Annotated in this window: 22 protein-coding genes; 8 read left to right on the top strand and 14 right to left on the bottom strand. The window is 40.4% G+C overall.

From position 1 onward, the window contains the following. The first annotated feature begins 8 nt into the window (after positions 1-8). A complete protein-coding gene (locus tag MKY51_RS01785) occupies positions 9-518 on the top strand; it encodes an SH3 domain-containing protein (RefSeq protein WP_339174939.1) in 510 nt (169 codons plus the stop codon). 311 nt (positions 519-829) lie between these two features. On the opposite strand, the gene MKY51_RS01780 is transcribed toward MKY51_RS01785, so the two are convergent. The 3 genes from MKY51_RS01780 to MKY51_RS01770 form a co-directional block, all read right to left on the bottom strand. Continuing rightward, positions 830-2,158 (bottom strand): FtsX-like permease family protein, encoded by a 1,329-nt coding sequence (locus tag MKY51_RS01780; RefSeq protein WP_339174937.1) that lies wholly within the window; start codon positions 2,156-2,158, stop codon positions 830-832. Then, positions 2,148-2,846, bottom strand: a complete 699-nt coding sequence (locus MKY51_RS01775) for an ABC transporter ATP-binding protein (RefSeq protein WP_339176553.1) — start codon at positions 2,844-2,846, stop codon at positions 2,148-2,150. The genes MKY51_RS01780 and MKY51_RS01775 overlap by 11 nt, the downstream gene beginning before the upstream one ends. Before the next feature lie 164 nt (positions 2,847-3,010). Next, a complete protein-coding gene (locus tag MKY51_RS01770; RefSeq protein WP_339174935.1) occupies positions 3,011-5,143 on the bottom strand; it encodes a beta-propeller domain-containing protein in 2,133 nt (710 codons plus the stop codon). A 256-nt stretch (positions 5,144-5,399) separates the two neighbouring features. On the opposite strand from MKY51_RS01770, the gene MKY51_RS01765 reads away from it, so the two are divergent. Then, positions 5,400-6,584, top strand: a complete 1,185-nt coding sequence (locus MKY51_RS01765) for an ABC transporter permease (protein WP_339174934.1) — start codon at positions 5,400-5,402, stop codon at positions 6,582-6,584. Between the two features lie 98 nt (positions 6,585-6,682). Then, a complete protein-coding gene (locus tag MKY51_RS01760) occupies positions 6,683-7,222 on the top strand; it encodes a PadR family transcriptional regulator (RefSeq protein WP_339174932.1) in 540 nt (179 codons plus the stop codon). 74 nt (positions 7,223-7,296) lie between these two features. Here the strand turns inward: MKY51_RS01760 and MKY51_RS01755 are convergent, their stop codons facing one another. Beyond that, on the bottom strand, positions 7,297-7,971 hold the full coding sequence (locus MKY51_RS01755) for a serine/threonine protein kinase (protein ID WP_339174931.1): 675 nt from the start codon (positions 7,969-7,971) through the stop codon (positions 7,297-7,299). 242 nt (positions 7,972-8,213) lie between these two features. Next, positions 8,214-8,783 (bottom strand): YdhK family protein, encoded by a 570-nt coding sequence (locus tag MKY51_RS01750; protein ID WP_339174930.1) that lies wholly within the window; start codon positions 8,781-8,783, stop codon positions 8,214-8,216. A gap of 159 nt (positions 8,784-8,942) precedes the next feature. Here MKY51_RS01750 and MKY51_RS01745 point away from each other — a divergent pair, with 159 nt between their 5' ends. After that, on the top strand, positions 8,943-9,269 hold the full coding sequence (locus MKY51_RS01745) for a four-helix bundle copper-binding protein (RefSeq protein ID WP_339174929.1): 327 nt from the start codon (positions 8,943-8,945) through the stop codon (positions 9,267-9,269). 52 nt (positions 9,270-9,321) lie between these two features. On the opposite strand, the gene MKY51_RS01740 is transcribed toward MKY51_RS01745, so the two are convergent. Beyond that, on the bottom strand, positions 9,322-9,495 hold the full coding sequence (locus MKY51_RS01740) for a Fe3+ hydroxamate ABC transporter substrate-binding protein (protein WP_339174927.1): 174 nt from the start codon (positions 9,493-9,495) through the stop codon (positions 9,322-9,324). 68 nt (positions 9,496-9,563) lie between these two features. Further along, the gene (locus tag MKY51_RS01735; RefSeq protein WP_339174926.1) at positions 9,564-10,427 is read right to left on the bottom strand and encodes an AraC family transcriptional regulator; all 864 of its coding nucleotides are present in this window, start codon (positions 10,425-10,427) and stop codon (positions 9,564-9,566) included. Between the two features lie 201 nt (positions 10,428-10,628). On the opposite strand from MKY51_RS01735, the gene MKY51_RS01730 reads away from it, so the two are divergent. The 3 genes from MKY51_RS01730 to MKY51_RS01720 are packed head-to-tail and all read left to right on the top strand — an operon-like array spanning position 10,629 to position 12,870. Beyond that, on the top strand, positions 10,629-11,414 hold the full coding sequence (locus MKY51_RS01730) for a transporter substrate-binding domain-containing protein (RefSeq protein WP_339174925.1): 786 nt from the start codon (positions 10,629-10,631) through the stop codon (positions 11,412-11,414). Between the two features lie 34 nt (positions 11,415-11,448). Continuing rightward, the gene (locus tag MKY51_RS01725; RefSeq protein WP_339174924.1) at positions 11,449-12,114 is read left to right on the top strand and encodes an amino acid ABC transporter permease; all 666 of its coding nucleotides are present in this window, start codon (positions 11,449-11,451) and stop codon (positions 12,112-12,114) included. A gap of 12 nt (positions 12,115-12,126) precedes the next feature. Beyond that, a complete protein-coding gene (locus MKY51_RS01720) occupies positions 12,127-12,870 on the top strand; it encodes an amino acid ABC transporter ATP-binding protein (RefSeq protein WP_339174923.1) in 744 nt (247 codons plus the stop codon). Between the two features lie 109 nt (positions 12,871-12,979). Here the strand turns inward: MKY51_RS01720 and MKY51_RS01715 are convergent, their stop codons facing one another. The 4 genes from MKY51_RS01715 to MKY51_RS01700 all read right to left on the bottom strand — a co-directional run bounded on the left by MKY51_RS01715 (position 12,980) and on the right by MKY51_RS01700 (position 18,282). Continuing rightward, positions 12,980-13,786, bottom strand: a complete 807-nt coding sequence (locus MKY51_RS01715; RefSeq protein WP_339174921.1) for a carbonic anhydrase family protein — start codon at positions 13,784-13,786, stop codon at positions 12,980-12,982. A 551-nt stretch (positions 13,787-14,337) separates the two neighbouring features. Next, the gene (locus MKY51_RS01710) at positions 14,338-15,528 is read right to left on the bottom strand and encodes an acyl-CoA dehydrogenase family protein (RefSeq protein WP_339174919.1); all 1,191 of its coding nucleotides are present in this window, start codon (positions 15,526-15,528) and stop codon (positions 14,338-14,340) included. Between the two features lie 10 nt (positions 15,529-15,538). Beyond that, entirely contained in the window at positions 15,539-16,711 is a 1,173-nt protein-coding gene (locus MKY51_RS01705) for a saccharopine dehydrogenase C-terminal domain-containing protein (protein ID WP_339174917.1), read from the bottom strand. A gap of 89 nt (positions 16,712-16,800) precedes the next feature. Further along, positions 16,801-18,282, bottom strand: coding sequence for an aldehyde dehydrogenase family protein (locus MKY51_RS01700; RefSeq protein WP_339174916.1), 1,482 nt, complete (start codon positions 18,280-18,282; stop codon positions 16,801-16,803). 194 nt (positions 18,283-18,476) lie between these two features. Between MKY51_RS01700 and MKY51_RS01695 the strand changes: the two genes are divergently transcribed. After that, positions 18,477-19,274: a TIGR00266 family protein gene (locus MKY51_RS01695; RefSeq protein WP_339174914.1), complete on the top strand. Its 798-nt coding sequence runs from the start codon at positions 18,477-18,479 to the stop codon at positions 19,272-19,274. A 47-nt stretch (positions 19,275-19,321) separates the two neighbouring features. Here MKY51_RS01695 and MKY51_RS01690 read toward each other — a convergent pair whose 3' ends face one another. The 3 genes from MKY51_RS01690 to MKY51_RS01680 all read right to left on the bottom strand — a co-directional run bounded on the left by MKY51_RS01690 (position 19,322) and on the right by MKY51_RS01680 (position 23,797). Then, positions 19,322-20,146 (bottom strand): undecaprenyl-diphosphate phosphatase, encoded by an 825-nt coding sequence (locus MKY51_RS01690; protein WP_339174913.1) that lies wholly within the window; start codon positions 20,144-20,146, stop codon positions 19,322-19,324. A 23-nt stretch (positions 20,147-20,169) separates the two neighbouring features. Beyond that, positions 20,170-21,240 carry a metallophosphoesterase gene (locus MKY51_RS01685; RefSeq protein WP_339174912.1) on the bottom strand — a complete coding sequence of 357 codons (1,071 nt, stop codon included), beginning with the start codon at positions 21,238-21,240 and terminating at the stop codon, positions 20,170-20,172. Positions 21,241-21,604: 364 nt separating this feature from the next. After that, positions 21,605-23,797: a histidine kinase dimerization/phospho-acceptor domain-containing protein gene (locus tag MKY51_RS01680; RefSeq protein WP_339174910.1), complete on the bottom strand. Its 2,193-nt coding sequence runs from the start codon at positions 23,795-23,797 to the stop codon at positions 21,605-21,607. Between the last annotated feature and the right edge of the window lie 209 nt (positions 23,798-24,006).

Here is a 24,006-nt window from a genome sequence, read left to right as displayed (position 1 = left end):
AATTTAAGATGAAAAACTTAACAATTTTAATAATGGCTCTTGTTTTTATAGGGAGTCTTTTTGTCATGAACAATGAAAATGCTCAAGCCGCTGATTTTGAAAAAGCTTTTGCAAATAAAACAATACTTGTAAAATCTGCACCAGGCGAATCCTATAAAACGCTCGGTAAACTTAAAGCGAAAACTTCTGTAAAAGTATACGGCGGTGTTCCAATCGGTACGGATCAGGAAGACGCATCATCAGCTGATCAGTATGGATGGTCAAAAATTAAGTACAATGGCAAATATGCATATGTTCCAACACATGAGCTAAAATTTGAACATCCATCTGCTTGGGCGCCGGGTGTAAAAGCAAAGGCCATCGCCGAAATCAAGGAACAATTCGTTTCGAAAAATGATAAAATCCGTTTAGTGTATGATAGAAATTCTTATTATGAACTGTTTATTCAAAAGGATGGCAAAGGCGAGTATCAATATTTAGTCTATATCAATTGTAAAACCGGTTGGTGGCACGGGTGATTTGTATTCGGTCCAGCCCGCTTCAAGGTAATAAACGGTGTTCCCTCTTGAAAGGAACTTATATTAGAAGAAATTTTGGTTTTTTAGTCAACCCCGACTCGATATTAGAACATCAGAAAGCGATATTAGACAACCGGGGACACTTATTAGAAGAAGCGCGAGATATATTAGAAAATCGAAAGTTTATTAGAACAAATAAAAATATATTAGAACATTTAAAGATTTATTAGAACTTTCACCCGCCCAGCACCGGCTTTTTCCAAATACGTAAAAGGACCAAACAATACTGATGTTTGGTCCTTAAATCCATTCTACAGTTCCTGTCTTAACGCCTGCATAACTTCAATTTTCGTTGCTTTACGTGCGGGGCGTAAACCTGAAATCATTGCCACACCAATACTGATCGCTGCTGCAATCACTACAAGCTGCCAAGGAATTGCTGAAAATTGAACATTGTTGAATCCATCTTCGCCTGTTGCTGCCTTTAAAATGAGCGGCAATAGCGCATTCGATGCAAAGCTTACAACATATGAAATTGCAATTGCAAGAACAGTTCCAATAACCCCGATAAACGTACTTTCCATTAAAAACAGTCGTTGAATCAGTTTCGGGCTGGCACCAATCGCTTTTAATACACCGATCTCACGCGTACGTTCTGTTACCGCCATTGTCATCGTATTGAAAATGCCGATCGATGCAATCAGTACAGCGATTGTTCCTACAAAAACAAGTCCGGCTTTCAATACTAGGAAGAAGACATTCAACTCATCCAACTGTTCGGTAACGGAATACACACCGTAGCCTTTTCCGCGTAATTCTTCTAAAATCGGCTTCACATATTCCAAACTCTCCGCATAAATATCGAAGCGCTCTGAAAACAGTTCAAAATCACTGGCTACCTCTAGATCGGCAATTGCTTGGCTATACATATTTTCAATCACTTCACGTTGCTCATCCATCATATAAATTCTGTTTTCAATTGCCCACTCGTAAGCCGGCTCAGGCATAACACCAACAATCGTATATGTCTTACGATCTGACAGTACATCTGGTTGTTCATGGGTACTTAAAGCAATTTCCACTTCCTTACCGATAAGCGAATCCTTATACCCTTCTTCAGCACCATCGTAATAAGTGCCTTCTGCTTCTGCTGCCTTTGATTTTTCCTCAACTAATTTGCGGTCCGCTTCATTCAATAATGTTTGGCCGAAATGATAGCCGACAATAATTTCATTTTCATTTTCGGGGTATTTCCCTTCCGATAACGGTTTCGATACCGCTGCATAATCAGTAAAGTCAACTAAACGCAGTGATGTAGACGTGTCACGGTCTCCCATATAGCCTGCTACATTCGCATCCACACTTGTCGTTTTTAATACCGTCTGGACATTTTCTACCCCTTCGATATCTGCTACTTCCTCTTCAGTAAACAACGCTTGGCTGCCAAGCACTTCAATTTTAGTCACCGTTTCACTCGAGAGAATCTCATCTTCAATTGAATCCTGTAAGCCAAAGCCGATCGAAGCAAGTACGATTAAAAATGCACAGCCCATCGTTGCGGCAAGTACCGTCATAAATACACGCAGCTTATTTTTCTTAATATGCTGCATCACAAAATTTACCTGATCTTTAAAAAGCATTGCGTTCACCTTCTTTCACCAATTGACCATCGTGCATGCGATAGCGCTTGTCCGCAATCATCGCAACTTCCTCATCATGCGTAATAATAATGAATGTCAGATCCAATTCGCGGTTCAGCTGCTGGATCAGCATTAAAATATCCTGTTCTGTTTCTGAATCGAGGCTCCCTGTCGGCTCATCCGCCAACAAAATCGGTGCGTTCGTCACAAGGGCACGTGCAATACTAACACGCTGTTGTTGACCGCCTGATAATTCATTCGGATAATGGTCCGTCACTTCAGTTAACCCGACCTTTTTCATAATCACTTCAACCCGTTTTCTGCGCTCCGATACATTCATCCCTTGCAGCTTTAACGGTAGTTCAATATTTTCAAATGCCGTCAAACTTGGCATGAGCTGAAAGTTTTGAAAAATAAACCCGAAGTTTTCTAAACGGAATTTTGCACTCTGAACTTCATTAAATGCCGCAATTTCCTGTGCATTTACTACAATCGAACCGTGTTCCGGCTTCATAAAACCTGCCAGTATCTGAAGCAGTGTCGATTTACCCGATCCGCTTTTCCCGACGACTGCCACGATTTCCCCCTTCTTTACATCAAATGATACATCTCTCAGTACCGGAACCTGTCTTTCCTTTCCGCGTTTACCGATGGAAAATGTATGTTGTAAATTCGTTACTTTAATCATCATCGTTCACTCCTTTTCACTTAACTTCATTGTAAAGGGCAAATCTTAATATTTAGAAAGGCTAAATATGAAGAAATTCTTAAGAAATCCTGAATACCCCCCCTTTATGTGAACATGAAAAAACCACAAGCACCATTCCACCTGTGCTTGTGGTTGAATCTTTATTAGAAACCTATCACCTGTTGCTTTTCAAATGTTTTCCCGTTGAAGCTCGTCACTTTCGAACGAGATACGGTAAACAGCTCATCATCAATATAAAGAAGACGCTGTACAACATTATACGAATCTTCATATTGTTCACCTGGACGTGCCTTTTCGATCATGTCCGCCGCAAGTTCGATTCCTTTAGGCGTTACTTTGTAAATATAAGCACCTGTTCCTTCGTATTTCAGCTGGTCTTCCTCATCTGTTGGCGAATAAATCGTAACCGGGAAGCCGTAATAGTTTTGCCGTGAATCTCTGAATAAAGCTTTATGGTCATACTGTACAGGAGAATAAGTTCCACGACCCCCGATTACAACCGCCTGCTGTTCTTTCGGGTTATTGAAATCCGTCACATCAAACAGGCTCAATTTCATGCCTTTTGTATAGACAACCGGCTCTTTTATCCCTTCCTCCATCCGCACTTCCGTATCGTAGCCAATACCTAACAAGTGATTTTCGCCAATTGGATGCAAGTAATTACTGAAGCCAGGAATTTTCAGCTCTCCCAATACTTTCGGCGCTGTCGGATTTTTCGTATCAATGACAAAGAGCGGATCCGTTTCTTTAAATGTCACTAAATACGCTTTGTCACCCATAAAGCGAGCGGAGTAAATGCGTTCCCCTTTCGCCAGATCATTGACCGCACCTACCTGTTTTAAGTTGTCATCCAAAATGAAGAGGTGGTTTTTCGAATTGGCCGTTGTTCCCCATGCACTGCCTTCTGTAGTAGCGATACGAACATACCCGTCGTGTTCATCCATTGAAAATTGATTCAAAACAGAACCAGACACTTTACCTTGCGCTGTCATTTTTACCGCTGTTTTATCAACTGAAATTTTATAAATTGTCGTTTCATCGTTTTGATTTACCGGCATTGTACTGGATACCGTGTCTTCAAGAGACGTGCGCTCCATTAATGGCCAGAAACGAGTATGATTCATCGAAGCAATATAGATGGCGTTTTCCGACATATACATTTGCCCGCTGTTCCCTAGGAAGCTCTCTGTTTTCCATGCGTTCGACTTTACATTGCTCACATCGATTGCTGATACGATTAAATAATTCGGTTCATTGCTTTCAGGCAGCATACGAATTTTATCGACCTGCATAACAGTTTCCTTCTCCCCGTCATAAGTAGATGGACGGAGCTCTACATCCGGTGTTTCCTGCAGCAGCCAGTAGTTCGGCATACGACTGGATACAACGTACAGGAAATTGCCTGCTTTACGGATACTTGTAATATCCCCATCATGCCCTACTTCACGTACTAACGTTGGATTTTTTGCATCTTTTACATCATAAAAGGCAATTTTCGTAACCGATTTCCCATCATAATACGGCTCTCTTTGTGTTTCCACATACTGTGTGTATCCGACGATCAATGTTTGATCATGCAGCATCAAATGTGAAGGATAAATATCTTTGCCAACCTTTAAACGCTTTACTACTTGCATCGTTTTTGCATCTACAATCACTACTTTATTGTCGACAATCGTAAAAATCGATTGGCCGTCCGTAATCGTGATATCCCCTTCTTCAACGCCTTCCACCTGGTTGTTCGTTGTAGAGTAACTCGGCCCGCCACTGCCTAAATCTTTGCTTTCCATCGACATCGATGATTCCTCTGCTACCATATTACTTGAGTTGCTCGATATCGCATTTTCCTGGGCGATAAATGCTCTAAAATAATCTTTTAAATCTTCTGTTGAAGTAAGTTTTTCCACTTTCCTTACAACTTCAAGTGCTACCGACTGTTCCTGCTGCGACTTCGCTTTTTTCGCGTATGCTGTTTGCTTAATCTGTAGTGTATATTTTCCTACAGTAAGCCCATCAACAGACAAAGCAGTCCCGGCTTGGTCAACCGATAATTTCGCTTTCGCATTTTTGCCGTTTTCATCGACAACTAGAATGGACCCATCCGTTAAACTTTTTTCCGTAATTGCCTGCTTTAACGTAATGGAATACGTTTCCCCTTCGAATAAAATACCCGTTGCCTGCACTTCGGTATTTTTAGCCAACATAAAATAACCGAGCGCAATAACCGCAACAAGCGTAGCGACTAGCCCCATCCCGAAAAGTTTGCCGTTTTTCATGTAAACCCCTCCCTTTCCATACTTTGTATTGAATTAGACTGAGGTAGAGTGCAAAAGTTACAGAATTTTATAAATTTTAAAGACAAAAAATTTCCCGCAATTAATCATAACTTTATTCCTAACCGTTCACATTATCGTAATATCTTCAACCAACTTATTACTTTACAGGTAAATTACTAATATTATAGAATACTAAAAGCAAAGTACTTTAATTAGAGTACCCGAAATAAAGTTTATATAAGAGAGGAAACAATACGTGAAATTTAAACAGTTTTTAAAATCACGAGGAGCAATTGCTTCTATTTTTATGGGAATATTTTATGCGGTAGCGATGCTCGGGATCTTTTTACCTGGATATACTGCAATACCCGGCAATATGGATGAATTAAAAATAGCCATTGTAAATGACGACAAAGGCGAAGCTGGCAGTCAAATTGCCGGTCAGTTAGGCGAAAGTTTACCATTTAAGACAATTGAGACAGATATAACAAATAAACAAGCTCTGAAAGATTTAGAGCATAATGAACTTGCATTAGTTATTCATATCCCTGAAAACTTTTCGGCGGATGCACAGAGCGGTAAAGGAACTAACATTGATTTCACAGTAAATGAAGCATCATCAACAATGGTTTCATCTTCTATGTCATCTGTAGTTACTCAAATTAATAACGAATTAAGTGCAAACTTCTCACAGCAAACAGCTCAAGGAATTTTAATGAACTTTAACCTCCCGGAAGAACAGGCAGCTGAATTGGCTGCACAAATCGAAAACAGCTACACTGGAAACTATGTCATTATGAATGATGTGCCAACGGGTATGCATAACAGTATGCTGCCAATGTTTTTAACAATGGCTTGTTATGTAGGTGCGATGATTGCAGGAATGCAGTTAGTCGGTTCGTTTAAAGCGAGCCGTGGTAAAGCGAGCAAAATACGATTATTTATGTATGTACAATTGACTGCATTAATGATTGCGGTACTTTCAACTATTGCTTCATTAACTGTTGCCTTTTCAATTGCAGATGTCGACATGGCAGTATTGTTGCCTGTAGCAGGTCAGCAGATTTTATTGTATATGGCCGCATTTAATGTTTGCGCAATTCCCATCTTTATCCTTGGTGAAGGTGGTATGATTCTTAACATTCCGATTCTGCTTATGCAAACATTGGCAAACGGTGCAACAATTCCACGTGATATGATGTACGCACCATATGAATGGTTCAGCTATATTACACCGATGTACCATTCGGTTCAATCGTATTTAGCGATTATGTTCGGTTCAGTCAGCCCTGCCCCGTATCTATGGGGATTGGCTGCAGTAGGTGCCGGAGCAATGCTTATAAATGTCCTTATTGTTTGGATTTTCCACAAGCCTCTGCCAGTTGACGCACCGGCTGAACAACCATCTACTGTAAAAAAAGCGGATGAAGTTATCGCATAACTTTGTTAAACTAAGAAAAAATACAACTCGTGCTATCTTAGGCACGAGTTGTATTTATGTAAGTGAAAATTAACATGTATAAAGTATAGGAGAATACTATGTCCATCCAAATTTATATATTGAGCAAGTTAGCGAAAGAAAGCAGTTATCCATATAAACTAAAAAAAGAGCTGTCAGAACCGATTCCTTTTGATAAATTGGCGAACCTGACGGAAAGCAAGCTCTATTATCATTTCGAGTCTTTGACAAAACAAGGACTTATCGAGCCTACTGAGATTATTAAAGAAGAGAACCGACCGGATAAGCAAGTTTACGCCATTACAGAACAGGGTCTCGCATTGCTTCCAAATAAAATTTACCAGCTTTTCGAAAAAGCCGATTCACTATCAGATACAATTGTAGGTTTAATGTATCTGGAATTTGTTGATCGAGCAAAAATTATTATGATTCTTGAAGAGAAACTAAGAAAGCTTGAAAAGAAAAGGGATCATATTAAAAGCCTAAATATGCAGGTTAAGCTTGAAGGTCCAAAAAAAGAAAGTGGCGATTTTTTAACCGGCTATTTTATAAGTCGTATAGAAAATGAAGGTGAATGGATTACTTCATTAATTGAAAAATTACGGAATCAATCTATTTAAAAAGGCCTCGCGTCTAGATGAATTTAATCATCTAATTGCGAAGCTTTTTTGTATATTGACATAGAACTCACCAATCAATTTTTAAAGAAAAGTTTTAAAATCGGTGTTGTAATTTCTTCAAATGACAAGGAATTTTTCCCACGCCTGTTATACCACTTGCGAACGGTTTCAACTACCGCGACCGGTACGGATTTCCCGTCAATTAAATGATAATATTGCTCATATCCATTTTTTAAATGTTCCCATCGAAAATCATTACCGGATATCGCATATTCGGAAACATCGATGATTTTGGCTCTCCCGTTTTGCAGCAGTACATTTTTCAAATGAATATCACGCGGGTTCAGTCCCTTGCTGCGCGCATACTCCCTTGCTTCGTCTACATCCTGAATTACCTGTTCCGGAATATGGATGCCTTCAAGAATGCAGTCAAAGAGGGTTTTTCCTTCCTCGTAACTTAATATGAGGCAATTGCCGTTTGAACCGTAGCATGTTGAAAAGAAAGGAGAATCACCTAACTGACGGTAAACACTCTCTTCCAACATTACTTTGGCTGCTTTGTCTTTCGCATATATTTTGAATGCATATGACGGGGCACTTTCGGACTGAAAAACTGCCGCATCCGTCCCAATCCCTACACATTTCATATCTTCTGCATTTCCAATAATCGTTACGGGCTCATTATTCGGATTGGATAAAACATTTATTTTTGAAAGAGAATTCATTACACTTTCGAAGTCCTTTACCATATCATTTCTCCCTTCATCAGCGTTAAAGAAAACTACATCATCAATTACTTTTAAAGGGATTCTATAAAGCTCATAATAAAATTCGTTTTTTTCTATTAACTATATGCTGTATATAATGAGTTTAACATTGGAATCGCCAGTTCATGTAATCTCCCGCTTTGTCCAATATGTAAAAAGCCCTTCACACCATTATGTGAAGGACCTTGCCTATTTATTAACTACGCCATTATTATTTTTACATTTTATTGTACAGGGGAAAGTTCACTTTCTGTTACCCATTTATGATGTGTTACTTCTTCACCTGTTTCGGTATCTTTATAGCTCACCATATACACGGTCGTTTGCTCAGCCGAATCGATTGTAGCTGTCGCGCCATCCATCCCTTCCATATGATCCGCATTTAATATGACCTCTTCACCGGTAGTGAATGGTTCTTCTCCGGCATCCTCAAGTTCTTCATGGACGACCCATTTATGATCTTCAACTGGCTCACCACCAGTTGTTGGGGTATAAGTAACCATATAGACAGTTGTATCAAATGCACCGGTAATTGTTGCTGTTGCACCGTCCATACCTCCCATATGATCAGCGTTTATCACTGCTTCACTACCAACAGGATATGTAGGGTCTTTCGCATCAGCCAGTCCTTCTGGTACTTCACCTGAACTTGAATGGTCCATTTGGGTATGATCCATTTGTGAATGGTCCATTTCTTCCTTGGATTTTGAATCTTCTTCATTTCCACCGCAAGCCGCTAAAACAAACGCTGTACATAAAACAAGCGCACCTCTTACTAATCTCTTTCTTTTCATCGCTGCATCTCTCCCTTTTTTTTAATTTGCTCCCCAACTCATTATACCCCTCTAAGGTATAAGATAACCTTACAATTTTTTAAGAATACTTAAGTTAGTTTACTGAACAGAATAACGGGAAAATTAAAGTGGACAAAATGTAATGAGGAGGAATAGGCTATGTCACATGAGCAACATCAACAATTGCTGCAAACTTTACATGAATGTATGGCAGCATGCAACCACTGTTTTGACGCCTGCTTGAAAGAGGATCATGTTCAGATGATGACGGAATGTATCCGTTTGGACAGAGAATGCGCAGACATTTGTAACTACTTGGAACAGGCGATTACTAGAGGTACACCGTTTCTTTCTGAGCTGGCTGCGGTTTGCGCTAAAATTTGTGAGGCATGCGGAAATGAATGCAAAAAGCACGATCACGACCACTGCCAAAAATGTGCGGAAGCGTGCTTTAAGTGTGCAGAAGCATGTAAACAAATTGCCTAAACATACAAAAAGTTGCTCCAGGTTCATTTACCGAAGGAGCAACTTTATATGATTAAATACTAATTTCCGCTGAACACTTTTCACAAATAAATTTGCCTTCCAGATTCAGATACGCTTTGATTTCCGTAAACCCTTTTCGCTTCGGGTAATGCATTTGAACAAAAACTTTTTCATCTTCTTTAATTTCATTATTACATTTCATACATTTAGGAATGATTAGGGCCACTCGATCCCCTCCAGCAATTTATACTTCAGTTACACTTATTCCACCTTAGGATTAGAATATCCTGCCTGTTATTTCTTTCGAACAGGAAGCCAAATTTCACTGTAAGCATACCCTTCTTTATTTTCATCCATTTTAGTAAATGAAAATGTAGGTGCTTGAATAATTTCATAATCGGAAGAAGGAAGCCATTCCGAATATGTTTTGGCCATTGTTTCCTGTAACGTGGCAGGAAACGGTCCTTCATTAGGAAATACCGCCCACGTACATGCTTCTACCGGCACTTTGTCTAATTGATCACTTACCTCCGTTTCGGTCGTTAATACACCGATCAAATGCGTTAACTCCCCTTCTTCTTTCAGGAAATTTTCATCAGCATGATAAGAGGCATTCACAATTTCACAAGGCTCCATATTTTGCAGTGTGCGCATTTCTTTTCTTTGTTCTTCCGTTATACTTTGAGCCAGCTTTACAATTTCCTGATTTACCCCCTCAAACTGCATCGGCACACGTTTACTAACCCCTACTAAATTAAACGCTTGTTTATCTTCAATTCTCCATTCCATCGAAATTCCTCCTTTTACTGTAATAATGAATGTGAGTTTAGGAAACGATTTGCTTATTTTCTTTTTGATGACATCTGAAGGCAAGCAGTCACACCATTTTTTGAACGCTCTCGTAAAACCGTCGACTGACTGGTAACCATATTTAAACGCAACATCCGTTACCTTTTCTCCATTTAATAAATCCTTATTTGCTTCCGATAGTTTTCGGTTCTTTACATACTCATTTAATGTCATCCCTGAAAGATGAAAAAATACTGTTCTAAAATGGTAGTCGGAAACCCCGGCATACTGCGCAATACTTTCAAGAGACAAGTCCTCGGTTAAATGATCCTCAATATATTCAATCACTTGATTTAATTCTTTTAGCACCAGATCCCCTCCTTCATGGATACATATTAGCAAAGCAATGATAAAAATACTCGACATTTTCAGCTGAGAAAAATCGGATTAAATTTGTACAAATTATGACACGCATTGTTTATTCGAGAGGTAAATAGGGTATTCACACTTATTAGTAAGATACTTAGCAAAAAAGATTGTAGAAATACATGAGAGGAGTTGATACGTAATATGCGGTTGGAAAAGAAGTTAATATTGATATTCAGTCTTATTGCGGCCTGCTTTTTATCTGCTTGTGCAGAGAAGGAAAAGCTTGCCGACGGATCTGAACTGATACATAAAGATCAGTTTGTTTTTGCTGCATCTGGCGAATTTAAACCATTTAGTTATGTAAACGATGAGGACCTTTCAATGTCAGGGTTTGATATTGAAGTTGGCGAAGCGATCGCAAAAGAACTAGGTCTAGAACCCGTTCAAAAGCGGATCAAATTTAAAGGTATTGTAGAAGGAGTCAAGACTGGCCGTGCAGATGTTGCGGTTGCCAGCCACACGATTAATCCACAGCGAAGCAAACATGTTGCTTTCTCTACCCCCTACTATTATTCTGGACCGCAGATTTTTACCCGACCAGATAGTGAAATTAAAACAGTTGATGATTTAGCCGGAAAAGAAGTTGCTGTAGCTAAAGGGTCAACCTATGCCGATACAGCCTCCAGGTATACCGATAATGTTAAAACCTATGACAGTGATATCACTGCTTTGCAGGCGTTAAACAGCGGTCGTCATGATGCGGTAATCACCGACTTTGTTACCGGAAAAAATGCTGCAAAAGAAGGGTTTAAAGTTGAAGGACAGCAGTTAATCGAACGCAGTGAGCAAGCGATTGTACTGCCTCAAGATAACCCTAACCTATTAAAGCGAGTTAACGAGGCGCTGGAAAAACTCCGGGAAGATGGAACTCTTACTCGGATAAGCATGAAATATTTTGGTGAGGACATTACAAAAAAACCTGAATAATTCAATCCTCTAAATAAGAAAGGACGTAGGTACAGTGCCAAGTTTTTCACATTTTCTAGAAATATTAGTAGATACAAAAGATGTATTCCTTAAAGCCATGCTCTTAACATTAGAGCTGACGGTTGTATCCATTTTAATCGGTATCGTAATCGGGCTTTTCTTTGCATTAATGAAAATTTCCAAATTTAAAGTATTAGAACTCATTTCAGATATATATGTCTTTTTAGTTCGTGGTACACCGCTAATCGTTCAAATCTTTATTCTGTACTTCGGACTAAGCGGAATTTTCCTTCTTCCTGATTTCTGGGCAGCTTCACTTGCCTTAGCGCTTCATAATGGTGCATACATTTCTGAAATTCTTCGAGGTACTATCCAAGGCGTCGATAAAGGGCAGATGGAAGCAGGCCGTTCTTTAGGTATGACAAAGGTTCTGACATTAAGAAGAATTATACTTCCGCAGGCATTTCGCCGTGCGCTCCCACCATTGGGCAACCAATTCATTATCGGTTTGAAAGATTCTTCGTTAGCCGCATTTATCTCGATGAATGAACTCTTTAATGTAGCGACAACGCTAGGATCTAATAACTTTGACGAAATGACTTATTTACTGATCGTAGCGATTTACTACTTAGTGTTAGTGGCATTATTAACATTCTTAGTAAACCGTTTCGAAAAGAGATTAGCAATTAGCGACAGGTAGGAGGCGTAAACAATGGAAGCAAGAGAAATGATTAAAGTTAATCAATTGAATAAGTCTTTTGGAGACTTACATGTATTAAAAAATATCGATATGACCGTTTTCGAAAGTGATGTTGTTTGTTTAATAGGATCGAGTGGTTCAGGAAAAAGTACACTCCTTCGCTGTCTTAACTTTTTAGAAAGGAAAGATAGCGGCAGTATTATTATAGGAGGCAAAGAAGTCGATCCTAAAAACGATAACCTTAACAACATACGGGAAAAGGTAGGAATGGTATTTCAACATTTCAATTTATTCCCCCACAAAACTGTTTTGGAAAATATTATTGAAGCTCCGGTAATGGTTAAAGGCATCGACAAGAAGGAAGCTACTTCAAAAGCAAAACAACTCCTTGTAAAAGTTGGCTTGGAAGATAAGGCCGATGTCTACCCGAATAAACTATCCGGCGGGCAAAAGCAACGTGTAGCGATTGCCAGAGCCCTTGCCATGGAACCGGATATCATGCTTTTTGATGAACCGACATCAGCACTAGATCCAGAGCTTGTTGGAGAAGTTTTAACAACGATGCAGGAACTGGCTCAAGAAGGGATGACAATGGTTGTTGTTACCCATGAGATGGGCTTCGCTAAAGAAGTGGCTGACTGGATCGTATATATGCATGACGGGGAAATTATTGAGCGCGGTACCCCAGATCAATTTTTCAACAATCCGAAAGAAGAACGCACAAAAGAATTTCTTAAGACGACAATGCTGAAATAACTGAACGAGGGTCCTGTCAACGTACTTAGACAGGACCCTCGTTTTATGATTTATACCGGCGATTTATTCAAATACATAAACCATTGTTTGCATAACTCTATCGAACTCTTCATTCTCCATTTTTATTGATTTCCCGTTCATTTATCGGCTGAACTGGACGGTGGTTGTCCGGGAAAATTAGACGGAACGCTTCTATCTGTGCCTTTGACATTTCAATCGGCTGCTCAAAAACTACCCATTGTACTTCTTCTGTACAAGGCGGTGTCGTTAATGAACCGGCATATTCGAATGTTGTTTTATTTTCTGGCAGTAAAGCTTGTAAGTCCATATCATATTTTTCAGAATTCCCTTTTGCCGTTTTATCGGTCGGTAATTCACTCCACATTTCAGCAAGCAGTTCATTTTCATTCCCTTCTTGAATCATCAACCCGATAACAGCCAGCTTTCCATTCTCGTCACTATGTACGAGATGCAGTTCCATCTCATAGTTTTGACCGTTAAACTGGTGCTCGCTCGGTGTATGGAAATGAAATTGTGAAAGCTTGTACTCATTATTTTCAATAATAATTTTATTGCTTTCTTCTGTAGGATTTGCCTGTATTGTATGACCATTATTTTCAAGTGTAAACGATGTAGATTCATAGTGAATTTCAGTACCTTTTAATTTCCTATCTTCTATTACTTCTGGAAATTCAACATTAATCGGTGATTGCTCACTACCGTTCACACATGTTAAATTACTAGGATCGAGTTCTCCCCAGCTTTCAGGTCCAGTCGGTTCCTCATATGACCAATCACTCTGATCAGCACTTGTTGTAATAACTTCTTTTTCTTTTTCCTCACTTTTTTGTTGTGCGCATGCAGCAAGCATCAAACTTGAGAACATCGCTAAAACTAAGTATCCAAGTTTCTTCATCTTCTGTAGCCCCTCTTATCTCTAGAATAATAAAATTATTCCATATATAATTATTATATCCAAATAAATATACTGAAATATTAAAATTCGGTTAATATAACCTATCGTTAGTCCATAAATAGAATCATTAACTACATCGTTTTTAGTCATTTCTACTTCATTTAGCATTCGCTCTTTTTGCTTATTTATAACTTCATGTGCAAATTTGCTTCTTAAATTAAAAAGAGCAAGCTCCGTCTTCGAAGCTCACCCTTTCGCACGATATATTTTGGAGCCACTTGAACTCCCCCTAATTTTCATATTTCCAAGCTAATCGTTTTTTTACCTGTTCCACCATTTCGTGATCCTCTTAAAAAGCAGTGATACCTTAATTTATTCGCCAATTTCCAGATGATATTCGCCACTTGGAACGACTTTTTAGCCAACATCTTTTTCATATTAGCCACTTCACCTAACATATTAGCCAACTACAGCTAGATATTCGCCAAACCTCATCCCTCGACCACAATTCAAAAAAAGCGAAAGGTCACAATAACCTTTCGCCTCATCAACTATTCAAATGGCCAGCTTGGCAGCATACAGCGCAACTTTTTATCTGCCCGCTTACCCAACACATAATCTGCCTGCATCATTGTGTGAATTTCACGTGTGCCTTCATAAATGACCGGTGCTTTGGAATTTCGTAAATAGCGGGCTACCGGATATTCATCGGAATAGCCGTATGCACCGTGAATTTGGACCGCGTCATCCGCAGCTTTATTCGCAAAGTCGCATGCCTGCCATTTGGCGAGCGATGTTTCCCTCGTATTGCGGACGCCTTTATTTTTCAGTTCTCCCGCACGATACACAAGCAGGCGGCTCATTTCGTAGCCGGCTTCCATTTTTGCGAGCATTTGCCCGACTAGCTGATGCTCGCCGATCGGTTTACCGAAAGTTTCGCGTTCTTTGCAATACTTGACGCTCGCTTCGATACACGCCTGAATTAAGCCGACCGCACCTGCAGCAACAGTAAATCGACCGTTATCCAGTGCGGACATCGCAATTTTAAACCCTTCGCCTTCTTCACCGAGCAAGTTTTCTGCCGGAATTTTGACATCCTCAAAGAACAGTTCACCTGTATTGCCTGCACGAATACCATATTTACCCTTAATCGCCTTTGAGCTAAAGCCGGCCCATTCACGTTCGACGATAAATGCCGAAATGCCGTGATGTGCTTTTTCCTTATCTGTATAGGCAAATACAAGGAAATGATCTGCAATATCGCATAAGGAAATCCACGTTTTTTGACCGTTTAAAATATAGTAGTCCCCATCACGCTTTGCAAATGAACTCATCGCCGCAACATCCGAGCCGGCACCCGGTTCTGTCAGACCGAATGCACCGATTTTCTCGCCCTTTGCCTGGGGAAGCAAATATTTTTCCTTCTGCTCTTCAGTTCCCCATTGCATGAGCGTCATACTATTTAAGCCAGTATGAACGGAAACCGCGGTACGGAATGCTGTATCCCCGCGCTCCAGCTCTTCACAGACAATCGCAAGCGAATTATAGTCCATTCCTGCTCCGCCGTATTTCTCCGGTACACAAACGCCCATCAAGCCCAGTTCGGCAAGGCGCTTCCATAACTTCGGATCAAAACCGCCGCCAGCATCCCAATCGGCAATATAAGGGATAATCTCTGCATCAACAAATTGTCTTACTGTTTTTCGTAAAAGTTTCTGTTCTTCCGTAAATTCGAAGTTCATCCCTTCACTCCTACCACTTTACAATCATTGATGAACGGTGTGACGTTTCCTTTATATCAACACCACGCTTCGCCATTTCCCGAATAAACTCACGACCTGGCACAACTGTTTCCGGTGCAAATACACCGCGCTCCCCAATTAGCCCTTTGCCAACCATTTGAGCTACAATGGAAATCGTATTCGCTGTCGCACGTGCCATCGCCGTCACGTTTTGCTCAGTATCTTTACGCACGACCATCTCATATTCGTACGTAATTTGCTCTTCCGACTTTTCGCCTGAAATAATTGCACGTAATAATACGGCATCGACATTATCGCCGATATCCAGCTTTTTCTCTAATACTTCCCTCGTTACTTCCCGGACATTTACTTCACGACCGCCAGCTTGAACGGTATTATTTTTGTCAAGGAAACCTAGTTCAGCAAGCAGTTTGAACTGCTCCGCATGACCCTTATAGCGGATTGTCTTGTATTCGAGCGTTTTCACATGGGGGAACGTTTTATATAAAGTTGAAATTCCGCCTGACGTGTAGAACGCCTCTAATACACCGAACTCGTCAAAGTAAATCGGCTCCAGCCCTGTTAAAGACTCGACCTCTGTAAGCACACCTTTTTGGATCATTTTCGAAGGCTCTGTATAGTGGTCGAATACCCCATCCAGCGAGAACACACGAATATAGTGCAGCGGTGGCTGTGGTGCTGTTGGGATACCTCCAACATAAAGTTTGATCGAATCCACAGAATCAAATTTTGTCGCCCCGTAACCTGTCAAAATATTGATCATTCCCGGTGCAACACCTAAATCCGGGATAATCGTCACACCATTATCGACAGCCTGACCGTGCAGCTCGAAAATAGATTCCGTTATCCTGCCAATATGACCACCTAAATCAACTGAATGCACCCCCGCATCAATTGCTGCTTGTGCAACGCGTTTATTGAATTTATAGAATAAAGCATTTACAACTACATCACCGCGGCTGATAACATCACGCAATGCTTTGTCATCTTCCGCATCAAGCTGTACGACTTCAACCTTATCTGTATTCAATGTAGCAACAAAATCCTTTGCGGGATCTGTTGCAACATCGGCTAAATAAATCTTCTTCACATCTTCACTAAGGACTAAATCGCGCGCTACTTCTTTCCCCATCAACCCTGCACCTAACACTACTACTTTCATGTAAACATCCCCTTTTTTATTAAGTCAATTACGCATCAGCGTGATTGCGTCCAGAAATTTGAGATGTGATGACTCTTAAAAATGAATCATCAAGCGTTATTATCGATTTGGGCACGTTGCAACTTGCCGCTGTAGTCTACATAAATACTCTTCCATTCCGTATAAACATCAAGCGCTGCCTGACCTGAATCGCGGTGACCATTTCCTGTACCTTTCGTACCGCCAAACGGTAAGTGAATTTCCGCGCCTGTTGTTCCGGCATTTACATAGACAATCCCTGTATCAAGCAACTGCTGTGCTTTGAAGATTTTGTTGACATCTTGCGAGAAAATTGAGCTTGATAAGCCAAACTTTACACCGTTATTTACTTCAATGGCCTCATCTAAACTGCCGACTTCAATAATACTAATGACAGGACCGAAAATTTCCTCTTGTGCGAGAATGCTTGATGCTTCCACATCGGTGAAAATTGTCGGGGCATAATAATAGCCTTTTGCCAACTCACCTTCAGACAGAATCTCTCCGCCAACCAGTAAATTCGCACCTTGCTGCTTACCGATCTGTACATAATGATTGATTTTTTCCAGTGCAGCCTTATTGATGACAGGTCCTACTTTAACTGAAGGATCCAAACCGTCTCCGATTGTCAGCTGCTTCGTTGCCTCCACAAGACGCTTTTCCAACTCCTGTTTTACATTTTTATGCACAATTACACGGCTGCATGCTGTACAGCGCTGTCCTGCCGTACCAAATGCGCTCCATAAAATACCTTCAAGCGCTAAGTCCAAATTGGCATCATCCATGACAATGACTGCATTTTTCCCGCCCATTTCCAGCGAAACTTTTTTCAGATGCTTTCCGCCAAGCTCAGCTACTTTGCTGCCTGTCGTTGTAGATCCCGTAAAGGAAATGACACGAATGTCCGGATGCTCAACAATCGCTGTTCCGACAGTAGGACCCGAACCGAACACAACGTTCACAACGCCTGGCGGCAAGCCGACCTCCTCAAATATTTTTGCAAGCTCGTAAGCCATAAAAGGTGTTTCGTTAGAAGGCTTCCAAACTACCGTATTACCGGCAACGAGCGCAGGGAATGACTTCCATGTCGCAATTGCAATCGGGAAATTCCACGGCGTAATGAGCCCTGCCACCCCAATCGGAGCGCGTACACTCATCGCAAACTTATTCGGCAATTCTGACGGGACCGTTTCTCCAAATAAACGTCTCCCCTCCGCTGCCATATAAAGTGCCATGTCGATTCCTTCTTGTACTTCTCCTCGTGCTTCTTCAATGACCTTGCCCATTTCCTTCGTTAAGATTTGCGCAAGATGTTCTTTCTTTTCTTTCAGTTTAAATGCAATTTCATATAAATAATCTGCTCGTTTTGGCGCAGGGACAAGCGCCCATTCTTTTTGAGCCGCTTTCGCCTTTTGAGCAGCGAGTTCGACTTGGAATTTTGTCGAAAGTGGTATCGTTCCTAACTGTTCACCATTTGCAGGATTGATCACAGGCATCGTTTGCAATGAATCGTCTTCTATCCATTCTCCACCAATAAAATTTAACAGCTTCATCTCTCCACCTCACAAATTCTCATTTACCTTTTAATTATTCGACATTCTCTACTTTATTCCCTTTTTTTCTCAAAAAGAATAACAGAATAATATTATTCAGTGACAAATATTATTTTCGTCATTTTGAAACTTTTGGAATTTTCAAGCGTATCTATAATCGTGAGTATAAAATTGAATTGTAAGGAGACATAAAAATGAAAAATCATGAAATCGATTACGTCTTACACGGCGATGATATGCAGTTTGTAGAGGTGGAGCTTGACCCGCAGGAAACAGTTGTGGCAGAAGCCGGCAGTTTAATGATGATGGAAGATCAGATCCAGATGGAGACCGTATTCGGGGACGGCTCAGCAAATCATGGCTCCGGTTTAATGGGGAAATTACTTGGTGCAGGAAAACGTTTAATTACAGGCGAAAGCTTATTCATGACGATGTTTACAAATAACGGCATGGGCAAACGTAAAGTATACTTTGCTTCCCCATATCCAGGTAAAATCATTCCGATGAATTTAAGTGAATTGGACGGCAAAATCATCTGCCAGAAAGATGCATTTCTAGCTGCGGCAAAAGGTGTATCGGTAGGCGTAGAATTCCAGAGAAAATTAGGTACAGGTTTCTTCGGTGGTGAAGGTTTCATTATGCAGAAGCTTGAAGGTGACGGGATGGCTTTTGTACACGCTGGCGGCACAATTTATGAACGTAAACTTCAGCCAGGCGAAACATTGCGCATTGATACAGGCTGTTTAGTAGCAATGACACAAGATGTAAATTACGATATCGAAATGGTCAGCGGCATTAAAACGGCTTTATTCGGTGGAGAAGGATTATTCTTTGCAACGCTTTCCGGCCCTGGTACAGTTTGGGTACAATCATTGCCATTCAGCCGTCTGGCAAGCCGTGTATTTGCTGCAGCACCAGTTACTCAAGGTGGTGGCGGCAAAGACGCAGGTGAAGGCGGCATCGGCGGTTTATTTGATCTGTTCAATAAATAAGCGTAAAAAAGGAGCGGTCCCTATTACAGGACAGCTCCTTTATCTCTTTATACAGCTAATACAATAATTAAGATGAGTGCCAGCACAATTCGGTAAATTGCAAATGGCGTTAATTTTACTTTTGAAATCAGCTTCAGGAAGAATTTAATCGAAATAAGTGCAAATACAAATGCGCTTACAAAGCCGATTACATAAAACCAGAAGTGATCGGCATTAATTTGGTCCCAGTTCTTAACAAGCGACAAACCGCTAGCCCCCGCCATAATTGGTACGGCCATTATGAATGTAAAGTCCGCCGCTGTTTTATGATCCAGTCCAAGAAGTACCCCGCCTGAAATCGTCGAGCCTGATCGTGAAAACCCTGGCCAAAGCGATAAACATTGGATAAACCCTATTTTCAATGCTTTACTGTACGAAATATCATCCAATGACGTGATGGCCGGTCTTCGCGGACCAAACTTGTCGGCAATAATCATAAAGATGGCACCAATGATCAGTCCTACAATGACAGTTTTGATACTGAATAAATTTTCATCGATAAAATCTTCAAACAGCAAGCCGAAAATACCTGCTGGAATGATACCGACGATTACATGTCCTAAATTAAACCGCGTTTTTTTCTGTCCTTCTATTTTATATAATCCAACTAGGCTCAGTAATCGTTTCCACATAACGAAAACGACTGCCAATATCGATCCAAGCTGAATTACAATTTTAAATGTATTTGCCGAACCGGAACCTAAAAATTCCTTTGTTTGCAGCCACATATCATCAACGATAATCATATGTCCTGTTGAAGAAACCGGTGCAAACTCGGTCATTCCTTCGACAAATCCTAAAATTAAAGCTTTTAAAAGCTCAATCCATTCCATTTCACGTTCCCCTTTTTCCTATCCTATTCGCTAAATTTCACATCTATAACCCATAATTCGGAGCGACTGCCAAGCCGTGTCGGTGGCCCCCAAAAACCAAAGCCGCTCGAAACAAGCGCGTGCATCTGCTCTTTTTCAACCAGGCCATAATCCAACTCAAAAACTCTTTCCGTTATGAGATGGTTTGGCCACATTTGACCGCGATGCGTATGTCCGGAAACATGAAAATCCACACCTAAATTAGCTGGCTCATCCAAATCCAACGGTGTATGGTTCATGACAAACCAAGGCAGGTCAACATTTTCTGGCTGCATTTCATTTAAGGCTAGGCGGTTCTTGTTCGTCGCATCTTCACGCCCTGTTAAATAAAAACGATTTGCCACTAAAATGGTTTCATCCATTAAAATTTCAACATTTGCCTCAGCCATTTCCTTCTTAAATTCCGGAATTTCATTGCCGTAATATTCATGGTTACCCAGTACTCCGTATACACCATATGTCGCCTTCAAATTTTTCATTACTTCGCCCATATCTTTTTCGACAAAGCGCTTTGGACTATCATCGACAATATCACCCGGAAGAAGTACTAAATCGGGATTTTGTTCATTGGAAAGCGCGACAAACTTGTCCAAATGGCCTTTCCCCGACAACAAACCGAGGTGGAAATCCGATGCCATCACGATACGCATATCGTCTCCAGGCTTATCGATATTTATCGTAGCTTTTCGAACTACCGGTGAATATGCAAAATATGTACCTGCAATCAATAAAATGATCAGTAAACCAACCACTCCTGTACCGACCATTCTTGTTGTAAGCGGCGTAAACTTAATAATCAAGTTTGCCACGATACAAAGGATGAGCCCGTACTGCAAAAAGAACATCCAATAACTGCCGAGCACCGAAAATGGCGTCAACAGTGGATGGAGCTTTCCTATAAAATAACCGTATGATACGAGAAACAGCACTGTCCAATAAACAATCGGCCAGCGAAATTGATGAATCGACAACAGCCATGCTCTAAAATTCCACCCAAGATAAAATGTAAGTCCACTATATATCGCTAATGCTACTATGCCCCAAAGTATACGCATTGTCATGTTGCTCCTAACCTTATTTTGTCATTTGCAATGTTGCCATTTTACTATATTTTGAGTAAATGGCGTTAGTCAATAAGCTTTTACATTGTGGTTGTGGGTGGGGTTGGGGTTTTCTAATAAAATCTGTTTTTGTCTAATATAGCATTCAGTTGTTCCAATAAATCCCGGAGTTTCTAATATCCTGGCCCGTTCTTCTAATATATGTGTAACATTTTCGAATAACCGATACACAACTTCAAATATCCGGTACACTTCTTCTAATAAAAACTTTTTTCTTCTAATAAGTACTCGCCTGCCCCCGCTCCAGCCAAAACAAAAACTGCAGCAAGGTACACTCCCCCTCGCTGCAGTTCAATCATTATTTTTCTATTGGAATACTAACCGTTACTTTAAACAGATCCCCATCAACGGCGATGTCCAATTGTCCGTCATGCAAATCAACAATCGACTGTGCAATTGCTAGCCCTAGCCCTGAGCCTTCTGTATGACGTGATGTATCGGCACGTTTGAAACGCTCGATTAATTGGGACGCTTCCTCGTTCAGTTCGTATTTCGCCACATTTTTTACAGTCAATTCCGCATTGCCTTCATGGGACTTCAAATTGACGTAAACACGTGTGCCCTCCAACGAATATTTCCTTGCGTTAATAATTAAGTTATCAATGACACGCCACCACTTTTGCCCGTCCACATAAGCATAAATCGGCTGCTCCGCAATATTGATACGCAAATCCAGATTGGCTGCTGCAAAGTCTTCCCCATGCTCACCGACCGCCTGCTGCAACAGTTGTGCTAAGTCGATGCGCTGTTTCGTAATTTCTACATTGCCGCTTGCCATTTTCGATACTTCAAATAAATCTTCTATTAATGTTTTCAAACGATTCGATTTCACATCTAAAATCTCGATATATTTTTTTCGCTCTTCCTCTGAGATCGATGGATTTTTCAGTAAATCCGTATACGTAATGATCGATGTGAGCGGTGTACGCAAATCATGGCTGACGTTCGTAATCAACTCCGTTTTCATCTGCTCACTTTTCGCCTGTTCATTCATACTGTTACGGACACCTTCACGGAGACCATTTAAATTTTCTGCGTGTCTCGCTAAAGGAGATTTCCCTCTTACCTTTAAATCCTTTGTAAGACGGCCATGTGCCATGTTCTCAGTATGCTGCATAATACGGTTCAGGTAGCCCATACGACGCATAAAAATGTAAAGTGCCGGAATGAAGAACACTACAAATAAAAACATATAGAACAGTAAAACACCAAAGCTTGCTGATGTCATAACGACAGCAAATCCAAAGCCTCCAAGGAAAACAACAAGAAGCAATATTAGTGACTGCATTCCGATAGAACGATTTTCAAACATTGAGATGGCACCATTTACAAACTTCGCCGTAAAAGTTTCTGGCCAGATTTTTTCCAGATCATGCTGTCCTTTTAAGCTTACCCATATTGAGACAACCATAAAGACGATTGCGACAATAAGCGCAAAGCTTAAAACGCCTAATACGATGAAATCCATAAGAAAGCCGGAACGATTATCTGTATAGTAATAGATTAGCGCCTCGATAGATCTTGTAAAAGAACCGTTAAATATAAACGCGAAGTATGTTGCAATAAGCGTTGCTACGATGCGAATATCAACCGGGAAACGTTCAAATATTTCACGTAGCTGGAACTTACGATTGAATTGCTCAAGCGTTGGTTCTAAAGACGTCATCAATAAAATGAAACTGATAATCCCTGCAAGAATAATCCCATAATAAACATATTTCGTAATGATAAATGCACTTTTTTCATTGCTATGATTGTTTTCGATCCAACTAACCGGGACTGTTACAACACCCGAAATATCCGATAAATCCTGCTCAAGTGTGTAGCTATCTTGCAGAATCCCCATGTTATCTTGCTCATAATAATTAAGCGGATAGAGACCTGAGAGGTTTTTCCCTAAGTTGTTAATTGTTTTTTTAAAGACGTTCTTTTCACTAATATCACCATTGCGATAAACTTCTCCGGTTTTCTCATCTTTAAATTCATAAGCAAAGTGATCATATTTGCTCAAAATTTCTTTTTTATCTCTTTCAATTTCTTTCAGCTTCTGCTGAATCGCTTTTTTCTTAATTGCTAGAATTTTTTCTTTTACATACTCATCATCTTCAAAGTTTTTCTTAATGTCGGCAATTTTAGCATCACGTTCCTGTTTAATTGCCTCGATAACTTCCTGATCTTGTGTTGAGTCTATTTCGCCTGCATACTGCTCTTTAATATTTTGAATTTGCTCAGCAAGGGAACCGTAATATGTACGGTAATCGTCCATTTCCTCCTCCGATACTGTTAAAGCCCCTTTAAACTCTTCTTCCGTCGGCGTATTAAACACATACTGCGAAAACTCAAATACTAAGTTCTCCGCTTCGTTGTTATAATTTTGCGATTCATAAAAAGTTTTTCCTAAATAACGACCGCCACTCGTAAAAATCAAACTGACTGCCGTTACAACTACAAATATAAGAAAAAGCTGGAGGTATATTTTATTATTTTTCATTTTTCTTCCTCCTCACTTAGTATCAATTACGCCTCGGCGTAATTGCGTCCAGATTTTAGACCCACAGGACGTGGGTCAGTCAGCCTTTGTCGCACGACGCGACGTTTTTAGGCTGACATCCTCCCCTTTGAAAATCTGTGACATCCGCCAGGGGCATATCTTCATTCAGCAGGCTATTGAAGTAACCGCTTCATTAAATAAAACAAGTA

This window comes from Solibacillus sp. FSL R5-0691, assembly GCF_037974225.1.
Taxonomy (GTDB): Bacteria; Bacillota; Bacilli; order Bacillales_A; family Planococcaceae; genus Solibacillus.
Note: the sequence above shows the minus strand (reverse complement) of the source record. Positions and strands in the feature narration are given on the sequence as shown.